This window comes from Pseudomonas sp. HS6-2, from assembly GCF_049325675.2.
GTDB lineage: Bacteria > Pseudomonadota > Gammaproteobacteria > Pseudomonadales > Pseudomonadaceae > Aquipseudomonas > Aquipseudomonas putida_N.
In genome coordinates this window covers 3,343,205-3,357,910 of record NZ_CM143906.1, presented here as the reverse complement: position 1 = coordinate 3,357,910, position 14,706 = coordinate 3,343,205, and the positions used below count along the sequence as shown (strand labels likewise).

18 protein-coding genes, 1 pseudogene and 1 riboswitch are annotated in these 14,706 nt (G+C 62.5%); of the genes and pseudogenes, 8 read left to right on the top strand and 11 right to left on the bottom strand.

Annotation, left to right across the window (positions count from 1 at the left end; genetic code table 11):
* Positions 1 to 95 precede the first annotated feature (95 nt).
* Positions 96 to 878: pseudogene (locus tag ACOKS3_RS15590) on the top strand (PAS domain-containing protein); the annotation flags it as partial.
* A 42-nt stretch (positions 879 to 920) separates the two neighbouring features.
* Entirely contained in the window at positions 921 to 1,415 is a 495-nt protein-coding gene (locus ACOKS3_RS15585; RefSeq protein WP_371263259.1) for a methyl-accepting chemotaxis protein, read from the top strand.
* Here the strand turns inward: ACOKS3_RS15585 and ACOKS3_RS15580 are convergent.
* From ACOKS3_RS15580 to ACOKS3_RS15550, 7 genes are all read right to left on the bottom strand, one after another.
* Complete coding sequence (locus ACOKS3_RS15580; protein WP_422763685.1) at positions 1,390 to 4,665, bottom strand: transporter substrate-binding domain-containing protein; 3,276 nt, start codon at positions 4,663 to 4,665, stop codon at positions 1,390 to 1,392. The genes ACOKS3_RS15585 and ACOKS3_RS15580 overlap by 26 nt on opposite strands.
* A gap of 14 nt (positions 4,666 to 4,679) precedes the next feature.
* Positions 4,680 to 5,294 (bottom strand): response regulator, encoded by a 615-nt coding sequence (locus ACOKS3_RS15575; protein WP_422763686.1) that lies wholly within the window; start codon positions 5,292 to 5,294, stop codon positions 4,680 to 4,682.
* A 215-nt stretch (positions 5,295 to 5,509) separates the two neighbouring features.
* Positions 5,510 to 5,752, bottom strand: a complete 243-nt coding sequence (locus ACOKS3_RS15570) for a DUF1272 domain-containing protein (RefSeq protein WP_103447488.1) — start codon at positions 5,750 to 5,752, stop codon at positions 5,510 to 5,512.
* A 61-nt stretch (positions 5,753 to 5,813) separates the two neighbouring features.
* The gene (gene cobM, locus ACOKS3_RS15565) at positions 5,814 to 6,566 is read right to left on the bottom strand and encodes a precorrin-4 C(11)-methyltransferase (protein WP_422763687.1); all 753 of its coding nucleotides are present in this window, start codon (positions 6,564 to 6,566) and stop codon (positions 5,814 to 5,816) included.
* A 30-nt stretch (positions 6,567 to 6,596) separates the two neighbouring features.
* Complete coding sequence (locus ACOKS3_RS15560; RefSeq protein WP_422763704.1) at positions 6,597 to 6,989, bottom strand: cobalamin biosynthesis protein; 393 nt, start codon at positions 6,987 to 6,989, stop codon at positions 6,597 to 6,599.
* A gap of 17 nt (positions 6,990 to 7,006) precedes the next feature.
* A complete protein-coding gene (locus ACOKS3_RS15555) occupies positions 7,007 to 7,699 on the bottom strand; it encodes a CbtA family protein (protein WP_422763688.1) in 693 nt (230 codons plus the stop codon).
* Between the two features lie 7 nt (positions 7,700 to 7,706).
* On the bottom strand, positions 7,707 to 7,892 hold the full coding sequence (locus tag ACOKS3_RS15550; protein WP_103447485.1) for a CbtB domain-containing protein: 186 nt from the start codon (positions 7,890 to 7,892) through the stop codon (positions 7,707 to 7,709).
* A 115-nt stretch (positions 7,893 to 8,007) separates the two neighbouring features.
* A riboswitch (cobalamin riboswitch) is annotated at positions 8,008 to 8,231 on the bottom strand.
* A gap of 158 nt (positions 8,232 to 8,389) precedes the next feature.
* Here ACOKS3_RS15550 and ACOKS3_RS15545 point away from each other — a divergent pair.
* Positions 8,390 to 8,539, top strand: a complete 150-nt coding sequence (locus ACOKS3_RS15545; protein WP_422763705.1) for a hypothetical protein — start codon at positions 8,390 to 8,392, stop codon at positions 8,537 to 8,539.
* Between the two features lie 163 nt (positions 8,540 to 8,702).
* Here ACOKS3_RS15545 and ACOKS3_RS15540 read toward each other — a convergent pair whose 3' ends face one another.
* The gene (locus ACOKS3_RS15540) at positions 8,703 to 9,017 is read right to left on the bottom strand and encodes a hypothetical protein (RefSeq protein WP_103447484.1); all 315 of its coding nucleotides are present in this window, start codon (positions 9,015 to 9,017) and stop codon (positions 8,703 to 8,705) included.
* A gap of 248 nt (positions 9,018 to 9,265) precedes the next feature.
* Here ACOKS3_RS15540 and ACOKS3_RS15535 point away from each other — a divergent pair, with 248 nt between their 5' ends.
* Entirely contained in the window at positions 9,266 to 9,634 is a 369-nt protein-coding gene (locus ACOKS3_RS15535) for a hypothetical protein (RefSeq protein ID WP_103447483.1), read from the top strand.
* A 221-nt stretch (positions 9,635 to 9,855) separates the two neighbouring features.
* The gene (locus ACOKS3_RS15530; protein WP_103447482.1) at positions 9,856 to 10,185 is read left to right on the top strand and encodes a hypothetical protein; all 330 of its coding nucleotides are present in this window, start codon (positions 9,856 to 9,858) and stop codon (positions 10,183 to 10,185) included.
* A gap of 16 nt (positions 10,186 to 10,201) precedes the next feature.
* Here the strand turns inward: ACOKS3_RS15530 and osmE are convergent, their stop codons facing one another.
* Positions 10,202 to 10,567 carry an osmotically-inducible lipoprotein OsmE gene (osmE, locus tag ACOKS3_RS15525; RefSeq protein ID WP_103447481.1) on the bottom strand — a complete coding sequence of 122 codons (366 nt, stop codon included), beginning with the start codon at positions 10,565 to 10,567 and terminating at the stop codon, positions 10,202 to 10,204.
* 39 nt (positions 10,568 to 10,606) lie between these two features.
* Positions 10,607 to 11,842, bottom strand: a complete 1,236-nt coding sequence (locus tag ACOKS3_RS15520) for an NADH:flavin oxidoreductase/NADH oxidase family protein (RefSeq protein WP_422763689.1) — start codon at positions 11,840 to 11,842, stop codon at positions 10,607 to 10,609.
* 100 nt (positions 11,843 to 11,942) lie between these two features.
* On the opposite strand from ACOKS3_RS15520, the gene ACOKS3_RS15515 reads away from it, so the two are divergent.
* A complete protein-coding gene (locus ACOKS3_RS15515) occupies positions 11,943 to 12,368 on the top strand; it encodes a MerR family transcriptional regulator (protein WP_422763690.1) in 426 nt (141 codons plus the stop codon).
* Between the two features lie 71 nt (positions 12,369 to 12,439).
* Here ACOKS3_RS15515 and ACOKS3_RS15510 read toward each other — a convergent pair whose 3' ends face one another.
* Positions 12,440 to 12,637: a hypothetical protein gene (locus ACOKS3_RS15510; RefSeq protein WP_103447478.1), complete on the bottom strand. Its 198-nt coding sequence runs from the start codon at positions 12,635 to 12,637 to the stop codon at positions 12,440 to 12,442.
* A gap of 218 nt (positions 12,638 to 12,855) precedes the next feature.
* Here ACOKS3_RS15510 and ACOKS3_RS15505 point away from each other — a divergent pair, with 218 nt between their 5' ends.
* Both ACOKS3_RS15505 and ACOKS3_RS15500 read left to right on the top strand, forming a co-directional pair.
* Positions 12,856 to 13,836 (top strand): quinone oxidoreductase family protein, encoded by a 981-nt coding sequence (locus tag ACOKS3_RS15505; protein ID WP_103447477.1) that lies wholly within the window; start codon positions 12,856 to 12,858, stop codon positions 13,834 to 13,836.
* A gap of 13 nt (positions 13,837 to 13,849) precedes the next feature.
* Entirely contained in the window at positions 13,850 to 14,698 is an 849-nt protein-coding gene (locus ACOKS3_RS15500; protein WP_422763691.1) for a TauD/TfdA dioxygenase family protein, read from the top strand.
* The last annotated feature ends 8 nt before the right edge of the window (positions 14,699 to 14,706 follow it).

Below are 14,706 nucleotides of genomic sequence, written 5' to 3'. Positions count from 1 at the left end.
CTAACTGGTTAATCACTAAGTGATATCAATTGGCTTGCACGGTAACAAAGCCGATCTATGCTCAGAAAAACCTGGGCATCAAGGATCCTGGCGCCATGTTCGACTTCCACCGCAAGTCTGATTTGATCGAGATTCAGCGCACCCGCAAGGCCCTGGCCGAGAGCCAGGCCAAGCTCGCCGCGATCAGCCGCTGCATGGCCATGATCGAGTTCGCCCCGGACGGTACCATTCTTGATGCCAATGCCCAGTTCTGCCAGGCCATGGGCTACGACGTCGAGGAGTTGCGCGGCAAGCACCACCGCCTGTTCTGTGACCCTGGTTACGCCAAGACCGCCGAATACCAGCAATTGTGGCATGAACTGGGCCAGGGCAAGGCCATCAGCGGCACCTTCGAACGCGTCGACAAGGCAGGCCGTGAGGTCTGGCTGGAAGCCAGCTACATGCCGGTGCTCGACGAGCAACAGCAGGTCACCAGCGTGATCAAGGTGGCGTCCGATATCAGCGAGCGGGTGAAGGACGAACACGAGAGCGAAAGCCTGCTCAAGGCCATTGGCCGGTCCATGGCCGTGGTCGAGTTCACGCCGCAGGGGCGGGTGATCAAGGCCAACCAGAACTTCCTCGCGACCATGGGTTATCGCCTGGAAGAAGTGGTGGGGCGTCACCATGGGCTGTTCTGCCAGCCCCATGAACGCGAATCCAGCGCATACCGCGAGTTCTGGGCTTCACTCAATCGCGGCGAGTATCACTCGCACCGCTTCGAGCGGATCAACAAGCTAGGCCAGACGGTGTACCTGGAGGCCTCGTACAACCCGATCTTCGACAGCAAAGGGCGCTTGTACAAGGTGGTCAAGTTCGCCAGCGATATCACCGCGCAGGTCAGCACCCAGCAGAGCGCAGCCGATGCGGCCCATGCCAGTTCGGTGCAGACCGATGCCTGCGCGCGCAAGGGGACCGAGGTTGTGCAGCAGACGGTGGCGGTCATCGAGCAGATTTCCCAGGAACTCAATGACGCCGCGCGCAGCATCGATGCGGTGAGCAAACAGTCGGATGTGATCGGGCAGATTGTGCTGACCATCCGTGGCATCGCCGACCAGACCAACCTGTTGGCGTTGAACGCGGCCATCGAGGCGGCCCGGGCCGGTGAGCATGGTCGCGGCTTTGCCGTGGTGGCCGACGAGGTACGCAGCCTGGCGGCGCGCACCAGCAAGGCGACGCTGGAAATCGTCGACGTGGTGCGCCAGAACCACGACCTGTCGCTGACCGCCGTGGCCAGCATGCAGTCGAGCCTGTCCCGCACAGGGCGTGGCGTTGCCCTGGCCAACGAGGCGGGAACGGTAATCATGGAAATCCAGCAGGGATCCCGTCACGTGGTCGACGCCATCAGCCAGATCAACTCGACGCTGCAATTGCACTGAGGGCGTCGCCCAGTTCCCGCAGCAAGGCCTGCAGGCTCGTTTCCAGCTGCAGGTGCAGCGCGCTCGTCGGCAGCCCCTGGGCATGGGCCTGTTCGATGGCTTCGCAATCCTTGACCACCCCGCGCACCCGCAGCATCTTGGCGCCCCCTTTGATACGGTGAGCGAGGGTGCGCAGCGCCTCGCGGTCGCTGGCGGCATCCAGGGCTTGCAGGGCAGCCAGGTCCTCGCGGGCACTTTGCGTCAGTTGTTCGAGCAGGCGCCTGGTCAGTTGCTGGTCATTCTGGGTCAGGTGGTGCAGTTCGTTCAGGTCGAAACCACTGCCTCTTGACTCAGGTGCATGGGCGGCGGCGCGTGCCTGTGGCAGGTGTGCCTTCAGTGTCTGCAGCCCGATGGGCTTGAACAGGCAATCGTCCATGCCGCTCTCCAGGCAGCGTTGAAGCTCTTCGGCCTGGGCATTGGCGGTCACGCCCAGAATGTTGCAGGCGGGCAGCCCGCGTTCTTGCTCGAGCTGCCGAACCCTGCGGGCCAACGCATGGCCGTCCATCACCGGCATGCTGCAGTCAGTGATGACCAGGTCGAATGGGTGGGCTTGCCACAAGGCCAGCGCCGATTCGCCATTCTCGGCCAGCGTCACCTGGTGACCAAGGCTGTGCAGCTGTTTTTCCAGCAGCAGCAGGTTGGCAGGGTAGTCATCGACCACCAGAACATTCAGCGGCCCGCTTTCGGCTTCTTCGGCGAGTGCAGGGTGTTCCACGGGTGCGGGTGGCGCACTCAGTGGCAGCGGCAACTGCACGAGCACCCGGGTGCCGACGTCTTCCACGCTTTGCAAATCCAGCCTGCCCCCCATGAGTTCGGTCAGAGTCCGGCTGATCACCAGGCCCAGGCCAGCGCCTTGGCTCGCCCGTGGGCCTGAAGCCTGGGTAAAGGTGTTGAACAGGCGGGCCTGATCCGGGGCGGCAATGCCGATACCCGTGTCGGTCACGCTCACCTCGACCAGCGCGATGTCGCCTGCGCTCGACGGTTTGAAGGTGAGGCGGGCCTGTACGTCGCCACGATCGGTGAACTTGATGGCATTGCTCAACAGGTTGGAGAGGATCTGCTTGACCCGTAACGGGTCAGCGAGGACCCAGAGTGGGCCCGCCGGCAGCTCGCCTTGCAGATGCAAGCCCTTTATCCGCGCGTTACCTTCGAATACGCGCAGGGTGTTGCGCAGCAGTTCGACCAGGTCGGTGGCAACCGGCTGCAGGGTCATGTGCCCGGATTCGATGCGGGAAATATCAAGGATGTCGCCGATCAGCCCGAGCAGGCCAATGGCGGAATCATGGGCGGTCTGCAGGGTCTGGGTGTCGCAGTGGCCGGCGTGGTTGTCTTCCAGCGCCAGTTCCAGCAGGCCTATCACGGCGTTCATGGGGGTACGGATCTCGTGGCTCATGGTCGCCAGGAACGCGCTTTTGGTCTTGCTGGCCTGTTCTGCTTCATCCTTGGCCTGGCGCAGTTGCTCCAGCAGACCGCGGCTGAAGGCCAGTTGCGCCTGCAGCGCGTGCTGCGCTTCGGTGCGCTGGTGGATCAGCTTGCGCAAGTAGCTGTTCCAGAACACCACGCCCGCCAGCAGAAGGGCTGACAGCACCAACACTTGCAGCGCCAGGGTGCGGTAGTTGCGCCAGGGGCTGTCACTGACCAAGGTGCTGGTGCGCCTGCGGTTTATCAGCTGTTCCAGCTCTTCTGGAGGAATGCTCATCAGCGCCTTGTCGAGGATGGCCTGCAATTGCGGCAGGTCGGGGGCGACCGCAAAGGAGGCGACGGCCGGCTCGTCCCCCACGACACCGGCGATACGCAGGCGCCCCTTGAAGACCTGGTTGATGTAGTACGAGGCATTGATATAGCTGCTATAGGCGGCGTCCGCGTCGCCGTTGGCCACCGCTTCCATCAGGCCAAGGGGGTTGTTCACCATGACCAGTTTGGCCTGCGGGAAGCGCTGCAGTACTTCGTCGCGAAGGTGGGAGCCCTGCAGCAGGGCAATGCGTTGTCCGTCCAGGTTCCTGGCGTGCAGCGGCGAGGGCGCCTGGTCGCGGGTCACCAGCACCCTGGGGCTGACCAGATACGGGCGCGTGTAGCGCAACTGGGCCGCGCGTTCCGTGCCATAGCCCAGTGCTCCGATCATCTGAGCCTCGCCGCGTGCGACCTTATCAACCATCTGCTGCACGGTACCCTGCTCGATGAACCTGAACTGCAAGCCAGTGCGCAGGGTGATCTGCTTGAGCAGGTCGATGGTAATACCGCTGACATGCTGCTCGGCGTCATTGAATGTGAGCGGGGCCAGGGCCGTGTCGACCAGCACGCTGACCGTCGGATGCCGGGCTATCCAGTCGTTTTCTTCCTGTGTCAGTACTGACAGGTGGCGGTCCAGCAACAGGCTGGTATTGCCACTGCTCCAGCGGCGCAGGATGTTCAGGCGCTCGCTTTCGGTGATCCTGGCCATGGCACTATCGACCAGGCGGCGCAGCCGCGGGTTGTCATGGGCGAACGCGAAGGCAAAGGAGCCGGGCGCCACCTGGCAGAAATGGTCGATCTTCACCATGCCTTGGTAACTCTTGCCGATCAGGTAATCGGTACTGATGGCATCGCCCAGATAGGCGTCGGCCTCGCCCAGTTCGACTGCCGCAAGGCCCGCCAGGGTCGAGCGGTAGAGGCTTAGTTGGGCATTGGGGTAGAGGGCGCGGACGGCCTCGCCCGGCAGATAGTGGTCGACCATCGCCAGGCGCAAGCCGGCCAGGTCCTTGCCATGTAACAGGGGGGAGGCTTCGCGCGTCACGATCACCGGCAGGTCCTCGGCATAGGGCAGGCTGAGGCTGAGTTGGGCATCGGCAGCTTCAAAGGCATTGGAGCTGCCCAGCAGGTCGATGGTGCCAGCACGCAACGCGGCGATTGCTTCATGACGGCTGGCGAATCGCCTGACTTCGACCGGTACGCCCAGCTGCTCGGCGATCAGCCCGGCATAATCGGCGCTCAGGCCTTCGTAATCAGCCAGGCTGACGTTGATTTCAAAGGGCGGGTAATCCGGCCGTGAACTCCCCAGCAGCAACACGCCGCGCCGCTGCAGCCATTGGCGGTCGACGTCATCCAGTTGCAGTGGTTGCGTGGCGCTGGTGGCGCGTGCCAGCAAATGCCTGGGTTCAGCATCGGCAAGCGCCATGAACGGGTAACAGAGCAGGGCGATCAGCAGGGCAAGGCCGGCCAGGACAGGTTTCATGCTACCCACACGCATCAACTGATGCGGTTGCGTTTGGCCAGATCCACCATTTCCACCAGTGACTCGGTCTTGAGCTTTTCCATGATACGGCCTCGGTAGGTGCTGATGGTCTTGGCACTGAGGTTCATGCAGGTGCCGATGTTCTTGTTGTTTTCACCACGGCTCAGGCGCCGCAGCACTTCCATTTCACGGTTGGACAGGCTATCCAGGCGCTCTGGCTCGCTCTCCAGGGTATTGCTGTTCACCGCCATCTGAGGGAAGGTGGAGTAACCCTTGGTCAAGGCCTTGAGGGCGAACACCACGGCCTCCAGGTCCTCGCCTTTGGTGACGAATGCACCGATGCCGGCATCCAGGCAGCGGCGCACATAAAGGTCGGTGGCTTGCCCGGTCAGCACCATGATCCTGGGGGCCGGCTCCTGTTGTTGCAGGCGCTTGATGACTTCCATGCCATCCAGGCCGGGGAGCCCGATGTCAAGCAGCACCACATCCGGGCGCAATTCGCGCACCTTCTGCGCCACCTCACTGCCATTGTCGACTTCGCCGACGATACGAAAGCGCTCACGCTCGAGCAATATGCGCAAGGAAAAACGGACGATGGCATGATCATCAACGATCAGCACGGTTGTCATATCACTAACTCCTATCGGAATGTGGTCGGCTTCCTGAAGCAATCAGGAATACGTCTGCAAGCTTTTTCTGCTGTGCGGCACGATACGACCATTCCGGACCCATGGTAATGGCGAGTATAGGTGTGTTGAACAAGCGAGCCGATATTGTAGAAATTTCCTACACGGCAGCCGTTACAAGCACCGTCAGAAGCGGCGGCGCCTGTATTGGCGGAGGGTCAGGCGCAAGTCGGGTGAGGCTTGAGGACCCGTTGGGTCGAGGCGGGGTTGTTGCTCAACGCCTGCCCCACCCGCGTCGGGCGGGGTAGCAACTGGCCGCCGCAATTCGGACAACGCCCCTGCAAGCGGTGGTCAGCGCAGTGGCGGCAGAAGGTGCATTCGAACGAGCAAATCAGGGCGTCGGGGCTATCGCCCGGCAGATCGGCATCGCAGCATTCACAGTTAGGGCGCAGCTCCAGCATGGGTATCCCTCCGGTCTGGTGGAGTGCGCAGTCTGCTCCGCCCCTTGTCAGCTTGGCAATGCTAGTCGCCGGGGCGGTACAGGTGGGCGTGGCCGGCGCGGTACAGCGCCGACTCGGTGAACGGCGCATCGCCGAGCACGTGGCCGACGAGGATCAGGGCGGTGCGCCGGAAACCCCTGCTCGCTACCTGTTCGACGATATCGGCCAGAGTGCCGCGCACCCAGTCCTGGTCTGGCCAGGTGGCACGATGAACCACCGCGATCGGGCAGTCGGGGCCATAGTGGGGCAGCAGTTCTTCGATGATACGTGGCAGGTGCTTGACCCCCAGGTGAATGGCCAAGGTACTGCCGTGTCGGGCCAGGTCGCCGAGCTGCTCGCCAGCGGGCATCGGTGAGCTGTCGCCGTAGCGGGTGAGGATGACCGTCTGCGCTACTTGCGGCAGGGTCAGTTCGCAGCCGAGCAGTGCCGCGCTGGCGGCGGTGGCAGTGACGCCGGGGATGATCTGGTAATCGATGCCCAGTTCGCGCAGATGGCGGATCTGCTCGCCGATGGCCCCATACAGGCTGGGGTCGCCACTGTGCACCCGGGCCACGTCTTGGCCATTGGCGTGTGCGGTGCGGATGGCGTCGATGATTTGTCCGAGGTGCAGTTCGGCACTGTTGATGACCGTCTCGGCTTGATGCCCTTCGAGCACCGCCGCGGGTACCAGCGAGCCGGCATAGATGATCACCGGGCACTGACGGATCAGGCGTTGGCCCTTGACCGTGATCAGTTCCGGGTCGCCGGGGCCGGCGCCGATGAAGTAGACCGTCATGGCGGATCCTTGAATAGATGAAAGAAGCGATTATCCGGCACAGGCCAGTGCCAGGGTAGCGCGGCCGCGCACCTGGCGGGCCACCCTGAGTGCGGCGCCGGCGTGACTGAGGTTGGCCAGGGCCAGTGCCGTGCTCTCGGCGACGCCCCAGCAGCCGCTGTGGGCGTAGGCGATTGCGGAGCGATGGCTGAGCTGGGGTTCATACGGCTGCAGTTGCTCGGCAGTGAAAACCTCCAACGGCAGGGCGTAGCGTGCGGCGAGTTGCTGCAAACCTGGCTCGTCGGCCTTGCCAGCGATGCTGGCAAAACCGCGAAGTGCTGTGGCGCTCAGGCCGTGACGCTGCAGCACTTCATGCAGCAAGGCGTCGAGGGCGTCCGCCGAGCAACCCCGACGGCAGCCGAAGCCGGCGTACAGCGCCGGCAATGGCTGATCGATGGCCATCAGGCGTGGCTAGAGCGGCGATACAACCAGGCGCTGAGCAGGCCCAGGGCCACCCAGAAGGCCGCGTTGGTCAGCCAGGAAGCGATCTTGAACTGAGCCTCCAGGGCTTCGGGGGCCAGGCTTTCGTGGACTTCCGGCTGCGGAGCGCCGATTACGTGCGGTACCACCAGCAAGACGGCGCCCAGTGCCTTGAGCAAACCATGGCGTGCGAACACCAGCAGGGCCAGGCCCAGTGCGGTCGCGGCTGCGGTGCCGACCCACCAGCTCTGGCGCTGACCGAGGTCGGCGGCAGCTGTGCCTGGCAGTTCCGGTGGCAGGCCCAGGGTTGGAGCCAGGCAGAACACGGCAAAACCGGCCAGTCCCCACAGCGCCCCAGTGCTGGTACGGCCTGGCTCATGCAGGCTGTACAGGGCGGCGAGGATCAGGGCAAAACCGACGGCAACCACCAGATTGCCGCCGGTGGTCGACAGGATGCGCTGCCAGCCATCTGCTGGCGACCAGGCTTCCTCGCTGTGGCTGTGGCCAGCGCTGGCCTTTTCGCCGTGGCTGTGTTGCTCGGCTGCGGGGGCCGCCGTTTCATAGGTTTCCGCCTCGAGGATCAGCGGTGCGACCCAAAAGCTCTGCAGCAGGGTCAGCAACAGAGCGGCGAGCAAGCCGCTGAAACCGGCAGTGCGGGCGATACGCTTGATCATGGCAGCCTCAGTGGCAAGGGAAGGCGGCGCTGTGGCGGGTGTCGTGCGCGGCGTTGTGCACGGCTTCGATGTGCGAGAACCCGGCAAAGTACACCAGGCACAGGCCGAGCAGGCTGGCACTGACGGCGATGACCACGCGCTGGCTGAGGGTGACGGGGGTAGTAATGCTGTGTTTGGCGCTGGTGATGGGCATGTCGCGATCCTCTGCTTTGCTTTTTGCTTTTGCTTTCTAGAAGGCAATGGGGACACGCGCGGCAGCCCCGGGCACGGGGCGCCCGAGGGAATGCGACAGCGCCCGCCCACCGCGGGGTGTTCATGAACGCCAGGCCGGTCTCCGGGCTTGCGAGGAGGAGCAGGGCTCCTTGAAAAGCATCACCTTCCCATGCCGGACTGCGTGGCACAGTGGTCTGGACGCTTCGCTCGCTTACCGTTGCGGGGGCAGCACCGGATTTGCCCGGCCCTGGCAAGGGCCTGCGACGCACCGATTTCCCGTTTCACCCCCAATGGGGGCACCTGACGCAAGGCGTAAGGAGAGCACGCGGTGAAGGTGGCGTCAAATGCAATGGCATTGAACCGGGGGGCAGGGGGCATCATGAAACAAGATCAGCGGCTGACGCCCGGCCCGAACCTCTGTTTTTTGCACAGTCCAACGTAAGCAAGGCCTCGCTTCGCCTGGCTGGAGGTACGCACATGAAACGCAAGACTGCATGGGTTGTCGTGTTGTCCGGGTTGTTGTTGCTCAGTGGCTGCTGGCCTTACTGGCACGACGGGGATCACCACCACCACCGGCATTACTACGATGAAGATCGCGGCGGGCACCAGGACTATCGTCGTTACTGATGCAAGGCGGCATTGGTTATCCACACTGGCAGGTGGCTGGATGTTCATGCCGCCAGGTGGCGGTGGTGGGCATGGTGGGGGACATGGCGGCCCACGCTGACTGTACTGAAGCAGACGGCTGTTCGCTCACCGGCCAAGGGCTGGGCGGATAGCCCGGCTGCCGTCATGATTCTTCGAGCAACCGCCCAGGGTTGAAGAAGAACGATGCAATCATGACGGCGCTGATCACACCCAAGGCGTCCGCGACCAGCAACAGGAATTCGCTGCCAGCCCCCGGCAGCGCCTGCTGGCTGATGGCGAAGCTCGTCCCATGGGGGAAAGCTGCGATGCCCAGCAGGGCCAGCGCCAACGCGGCTGACAGCAGCTTGCTGTAGGTCCTGCCGAACGCCAGCGTGTAGGCCCAGAACACAAAGATGCTGAACACGGCAAGGCCTGTTGAAATCACGAACTGGGCGAGTATTTCCAGCCACCACACCATGGACCTCTCCTGAACGGTGCATTTGGTCGATACGCATCAGAATCATGGCTGATTGAAATCGTTCCGCTCGGCTAAAGAAATAATGCGAAAGTCGCAAAGTTGCCAGTCATGGGCCATTGCCCATATAGCAAACAAGAATATTGTGCTGTGCACTTTGCGCAGTACCATGGGCACACGAGAACTAAAAAAGGGCGTTCGGCTTGGCCACTCTTTCGTCAGTTATCGATGGGGCAGCAGGAGCGTGTCGCGTGAAGCGTTCAAGATCGGTCGCAGGCGCAATACTGTTAACCACTTTCGCCACGCTGTTGATGGGCGGGTGCGCACAGAATCGGGATGTACGGGATGGCCATGATTATACGTCCGGTACTACCGACAGAAGCACACCCGTTTATCTAGGGTGTGTCAAAGGCGAACTTCAAGGTAATGTGAAAACCTATGAGGTCGATGGCGACAACTCGGTGAAACTGTACGTCGAAAGTACCGACCCTACCCAGGCCGCTGGTTTGGTAGAACTGCGCGGAACGGGGACCGAGCGTCAGTTCACGGCCTACCAGCGCGACGCCTGGTACGACCATGGCAGGCTGCTCGATGCTGCATTGATGTGTAAAAAAGCCTGATCCATTGATCTGCAAGTGCAAAAAGCCCGCGCACATGAGAGCGGGCTTTTTGCGATGGGTGCTGATCCATCAGCGGGGTTCATTCTAGGGGATAGGGCCGTCTTGCCCATTCGACGGAAGTCTTGCGCGGTTGCAATCAAGCCTGCGCACGACCTTGGTGGATTACTCCTGTGGCTCGATCCCGGCTAGAATGGCCCATGTTCCAGTCAGGTTAATCGCAAATGCCAACCGTTCGTATCCTCTTCTGCGCTGCACTCGCTGCAAGTCTTGTTGCGTGCGCCAACCCGGGCAAGCCCACTGCCAGTAAGCTCACTGCAAAATCCCCGGATGTGTACGCCGCCTGCGTACTGCCAAAGTGGCAGGCACTGTCCCCCCAGACCACGCAAAAGTCCATCAGCCATGGTTATCGGCTGACTGCACCGAGTGCCGTCACTTCAGACGAGGTGCTGGAAGTGGTCGAGTATCACGATGGCAGCCGGGCAACTTTCTACAAAGGCAGCTTTCTGTCGAGTGACAAGCTGCGCATGGCCGCCAGAGAGTGCCTTGAGTGACCGGCTGCCGGGTGCCTCAGTAGCCTGAACCTCCCATACCGCCCATGCTGGGTAATGCCTGCCGGGCCTTCTGCTGGGCATTGCTCCATTCGGCGCAGGTCATGAAGCTGGTCTTGTCGACCTTCCCGGCCTGATCGAAGCTGACCATGTAAGGTTGTTGCTTCTGCCCCGGTTTGCTCAGCATGTAGTCGAAGCACGTTCCAGGCACTACCGTGCGCTCGGACTGGGCGCCCGGTTTGCCACCTATTTGCAGTACTTGCTCTTTGCTCATGCCGGTATCGACTTTGGTTACCAACGGCTGGTCATGGTAAGTGGATGCGTTACTTGAACAGCCAGTGAGCACTGACAACGTCAGTATCAGCGCACAAGTTGATTTGTTCATGGCAGTGCTCCTGTCAGAGAACGCCGTTGCGGAACAGCATCAATCCAGTCGGCTATTCATCATACGCTTGTATTGCTTGACCCGACGCAGCGTGCACCACTGTTCCAGCAGCAGGGCGCGCAGCGGGGAGGCCTTGGCCTGGGGTTTGCTGCCGGCGGCGAGCCGGCGCATCTGCAACTTCACCAGCGCCATGTAGGCAAGGGCGGCGAATGCCTTGCGCTTCCAGCGGATCGGCGGCAGTTCGGCCAATGCGTTGGTCTCGCCGTTTTGCCAGCGCCGGGGCAGGGTGGGGTCGACCGCCAGAGCGGTGGCAATGCCTGCCATCGCCACGCCATTGGCGAGCACCTGTTCGACCACCGCCAGGCGACGGATGCCACCGGTGACCATCACAGGCATGCGGGCAATCGCGGCAATGTCGCGGGCGAAATCGAGGAAATAGGCCTCCCGCGCCAAGGTTCGGCCATCCCGGGCATCGCCTTGCATGGCCGGTGCTTCGTAGCTGCCCCCGGACAGCTCCACCAGGTCCACCGGCAGTTCGTTCAGCCATAGCACGACCTGGCGCGCATCTGCCGGTTCGAAACCGCCGCGCTGGAAGTCAGCCGAGTTGAGCTTGACCGCCACGCTGAAGCCGGGAGCCACCACCTCGCGCACCGCCTTCACCACTTCCAGCAACAGCCGTGCACGGTTTTCCAGGCTGCCACCCCAGCGGTCCTGGCGCCGGTTGGTCAGCGGCGAGAGGAACTGGCTGAGCAGGTAGCCGTGGGCGGCGTGTATCTGCACACCGCTGAAGCCGGCTTGTTCGGCCAGTGCCGAAGTGCGGGCGAAGCGCTGGATCAACGCGGCGATTTCGCTTTCGTCCAGGGCCTTGGGCTGCGGGAACAGTTTCGACAACCCGCCCATGTTCAGTGCCACCGCCGAGGGTGCCACGGTTGGCTGGCCAAGGTTGGCCTGCATTTGCCGCCCGGGGTGGTTGATCTGCATCCAGAACTGCGCGCCTTGGGCGCGGCCTGCTACGGCCCATTGGCGAAAACGTTGCAACGGCTGGCTGTCATCGAGCATCACGCCCCCTGGCCCGGTCATGGCGCTGGGGTCGATCATGACGTTACCTGTCAGCAGCAAGCCGGCGCCGCCTTCGGCCCAGGCCTGATACAGGCGCAGCAACTGATCGGAAGGGGTCTGGTCCTGATTGGCGAGGTTTTCTTCCATGGCCGCCTTGGCAATGCGATTGGGGATGACGCTGCCATTGGGCAGGCACAGGGGCTGGAACGGGGTCATGCGATATTCTCCAAGGTAGCGCCGGGCGTCGGGCGGGTTGGGTTTTGGAGAAGGCTAAGGTTAAAGTAAACCTTAAGGTCAACAGAGAATTTCACCCAGCATGAGAATTGGCGAACTGGCCCGACGCACGGGCCTCAGCGCATCGCGTATCCGTTTCTATCAAGCCAGCGGGCTGATCGAGGCCAGGCGCCTGGGTAACGGTTATCGGGATTTCCCAGAGCAGGTGGTGAGGTCACTTGAGATCATCACCTGCGGGCAGCAGGCGGGCTTCAGCCTTGAGGAAATGCGCAAACTGACCAGCGCAGCTGGCGACGGCGCGGCGCGGCACGATCGGCTGCTGGCAAGCCTCAAGCGCAAGGTGGCCGAGATCGAAGCGATGCAGCTGCGCCTGGCACAGAACCGCGCGCAATTGCTGGCAGTGATCGCTGGCATGGAGAGCAAGCCACAGGGCTTGGATTGCGACGAAAATGCCCAGCGCCTGATCAATGGCTGGCAGGAAGGTGAGGCCGACAAGCCGCATCAATGATGATCGTGTTTTCCGTGAGGGCCGGATTTGCGGCCCTCACCGATGGCGGTCAAGGTAGCTGACTACCTGGCCTACTTTGCCATGTTCATGTTTCGGCACTGTACCTCGGCATCCGTCTTGTTCGGGTAACTGGGTTTGAGCCGCTCCTTTTCCTGAGTGTCGTAGATATCGAAACCACCGCATACGGCCGCCGCGTAGTAGCGGGTGCCGATGCGGAACGACTGCTTTTCGATGGGCACAGCCGGAACGATAACAAATCTTGTTTGCATGTTTCGTGCCTCCCCAGGCAGAGAGTTAAGTATTAGTCGGGCCTTTGTTAACCATCAAGACGGCTCATGAAGAAAAGATTGCAGGCTCAGCCCTGGCCTCTGTCATCAAATGAAAACCCGCTGTCGCCCGATGCGAAGCACTCCGCACCCCGAGCGCTTACATTCCAATGACCCAGAACTGACGCCCTGCGTCCAGATCGATGATTGGAGTGACAAGCATGTCAAAAGCCGTACGTTTCCATCAGACCGGTGGCCCCGAAGTGCTGCGCTACGAGGATGTCGAGGTCGGCGATCCCGGCCCGGGGCAGGTGCGCCTGCGTCACGTGGCGGTTGGCCTGAACTACGCCGACACCTATTTCCGCAATGGCACCTACCCAATCCCGCTGCCCAATGGCATCGGTGTGGAAGCCTCCGGCGTGGTGCAGGCGCTAGGTGAAGGCGTAACTCAGGTGGCGGTGGGTGACCGGGTCACTTACACCGGCTTTCTCAACACCCTCGGCGCGTATTGCACCGAGCGGCTGATCCCCGCCGCAGCGCTGATCAAGCTGCCGGAAACCATCGCCTTCGAAACCGCCGCTGCCATGACCATGCGCGGCCTGACGGCGGCCTACCTGATGCGCCGGCTTTACGCCTTCAAACCGGGCGACACCGTGCTGCTGCATGCGGCGGCGGGTGGCGTCGGCCTGATCGTCGCGCAGTGGGCGCGGCTGCTGGGGCTGAACGTGATTGGCACGGTGTCCACCGAGGCCAAGGCCGAAGTCGCCCGCAGCCATGGTTGCAACCAGATCATCAACTACAGCGTCGAGGATGTGGCCAGCCGTGTGCGTGAGCTCACCGATGGCGTCGGCGTCAACGTGGTGTTCGACAGCGTGGGCAAGAACACTTTCATGGGTTCGCTCGATTCGCTCAAACGCCGTGGCCTGATGGTCTGCGTCGGCACCGCCTCTGGCACCATCCCGCCGTTCGACCCACAGTTGCTGGCGATCAAGGGTTCGCTGCAGCTGACTCGCCCGGCACTGGCCGACTTCATTGCCGACCCTGCGGAAAAGGCCGACCTGGCCGGCGAGCTGTTCGACCACGTCAGCAGTGGCCGCATCCGCATCGAAATCAACCAGCACTATGCCCTGCAGGACGCCGTCCAGGCCCATCGCGACCTGGAAGCGCGCAAGACCACCGGCTCGTCGATCTTCGTCATCTGAAGAGGGCAACCACATGCACATCGAACAACTGAGCTGTGCAATCGGCGCCGAGATCAGCGGCGTCAACCTGGCTGACGCGATCCACGATGACGATCTGTTCGAGAAACTGCGCGCGCAGTTGCTCAAGCACCGTGTGCTGTTCCTGCGCGACCAGCATTTCAGCCGTGCCGAACACGTGGCCTTTGCCCGGCGCTTTGGTGACCTCGAAGACCACCCGGTGGCCGGCAGCGATCCGCAGCACCCTGGCCTGGTGCAGATCTACAAGCGTCCCGACCAGCCCAACGACCGTTACGAAAACGCCTGGCACACCGACGCCACCTGGCGCGAGGTACCGCCCATGGGCTGCGTGTTGCGCTGCGTCGAGTGCCCGCCGGTAGGCGGCGACACGATGTGGGCGAACATGGTGATGGCCTATGAAAACCTGCCACGTGACGTGAAGGCGAAGATCGAAGGCTTGCGTGCACGCCACAGCATCGAAGCCAGCTTCGGCGCGGCCATGCCGATCGACAAGCGCCTGGCGCTCAAGGCGCAGTTCCCGGATGCCGAACATCCGGTGGTGCGCACTCACCCGGAAACCGGCGAACAGGTGCTGTTCGTCAATGCCTTCACGACCCACTTCAGCAACTACCACACGCCCCAGCGCGTGCGGGTCGGCCAGGACGCCAACCCCGGCGCCGGCGACCTGCTGCGCTACCTGGTCAGCCAGGCCTACCTGCCCGAGTACCAGGTACGCTGGCGCTGGAAGCCCAACAGCGTGGCCATCTGGGACAACCGTAGCACCCAGCATTACGCGGTCATGGACTACCCGCCATGCCATCGCAAGATGGAACGTGCGGGGATCAAGGGCAGCCGCACCTTCTGAGTCATCCG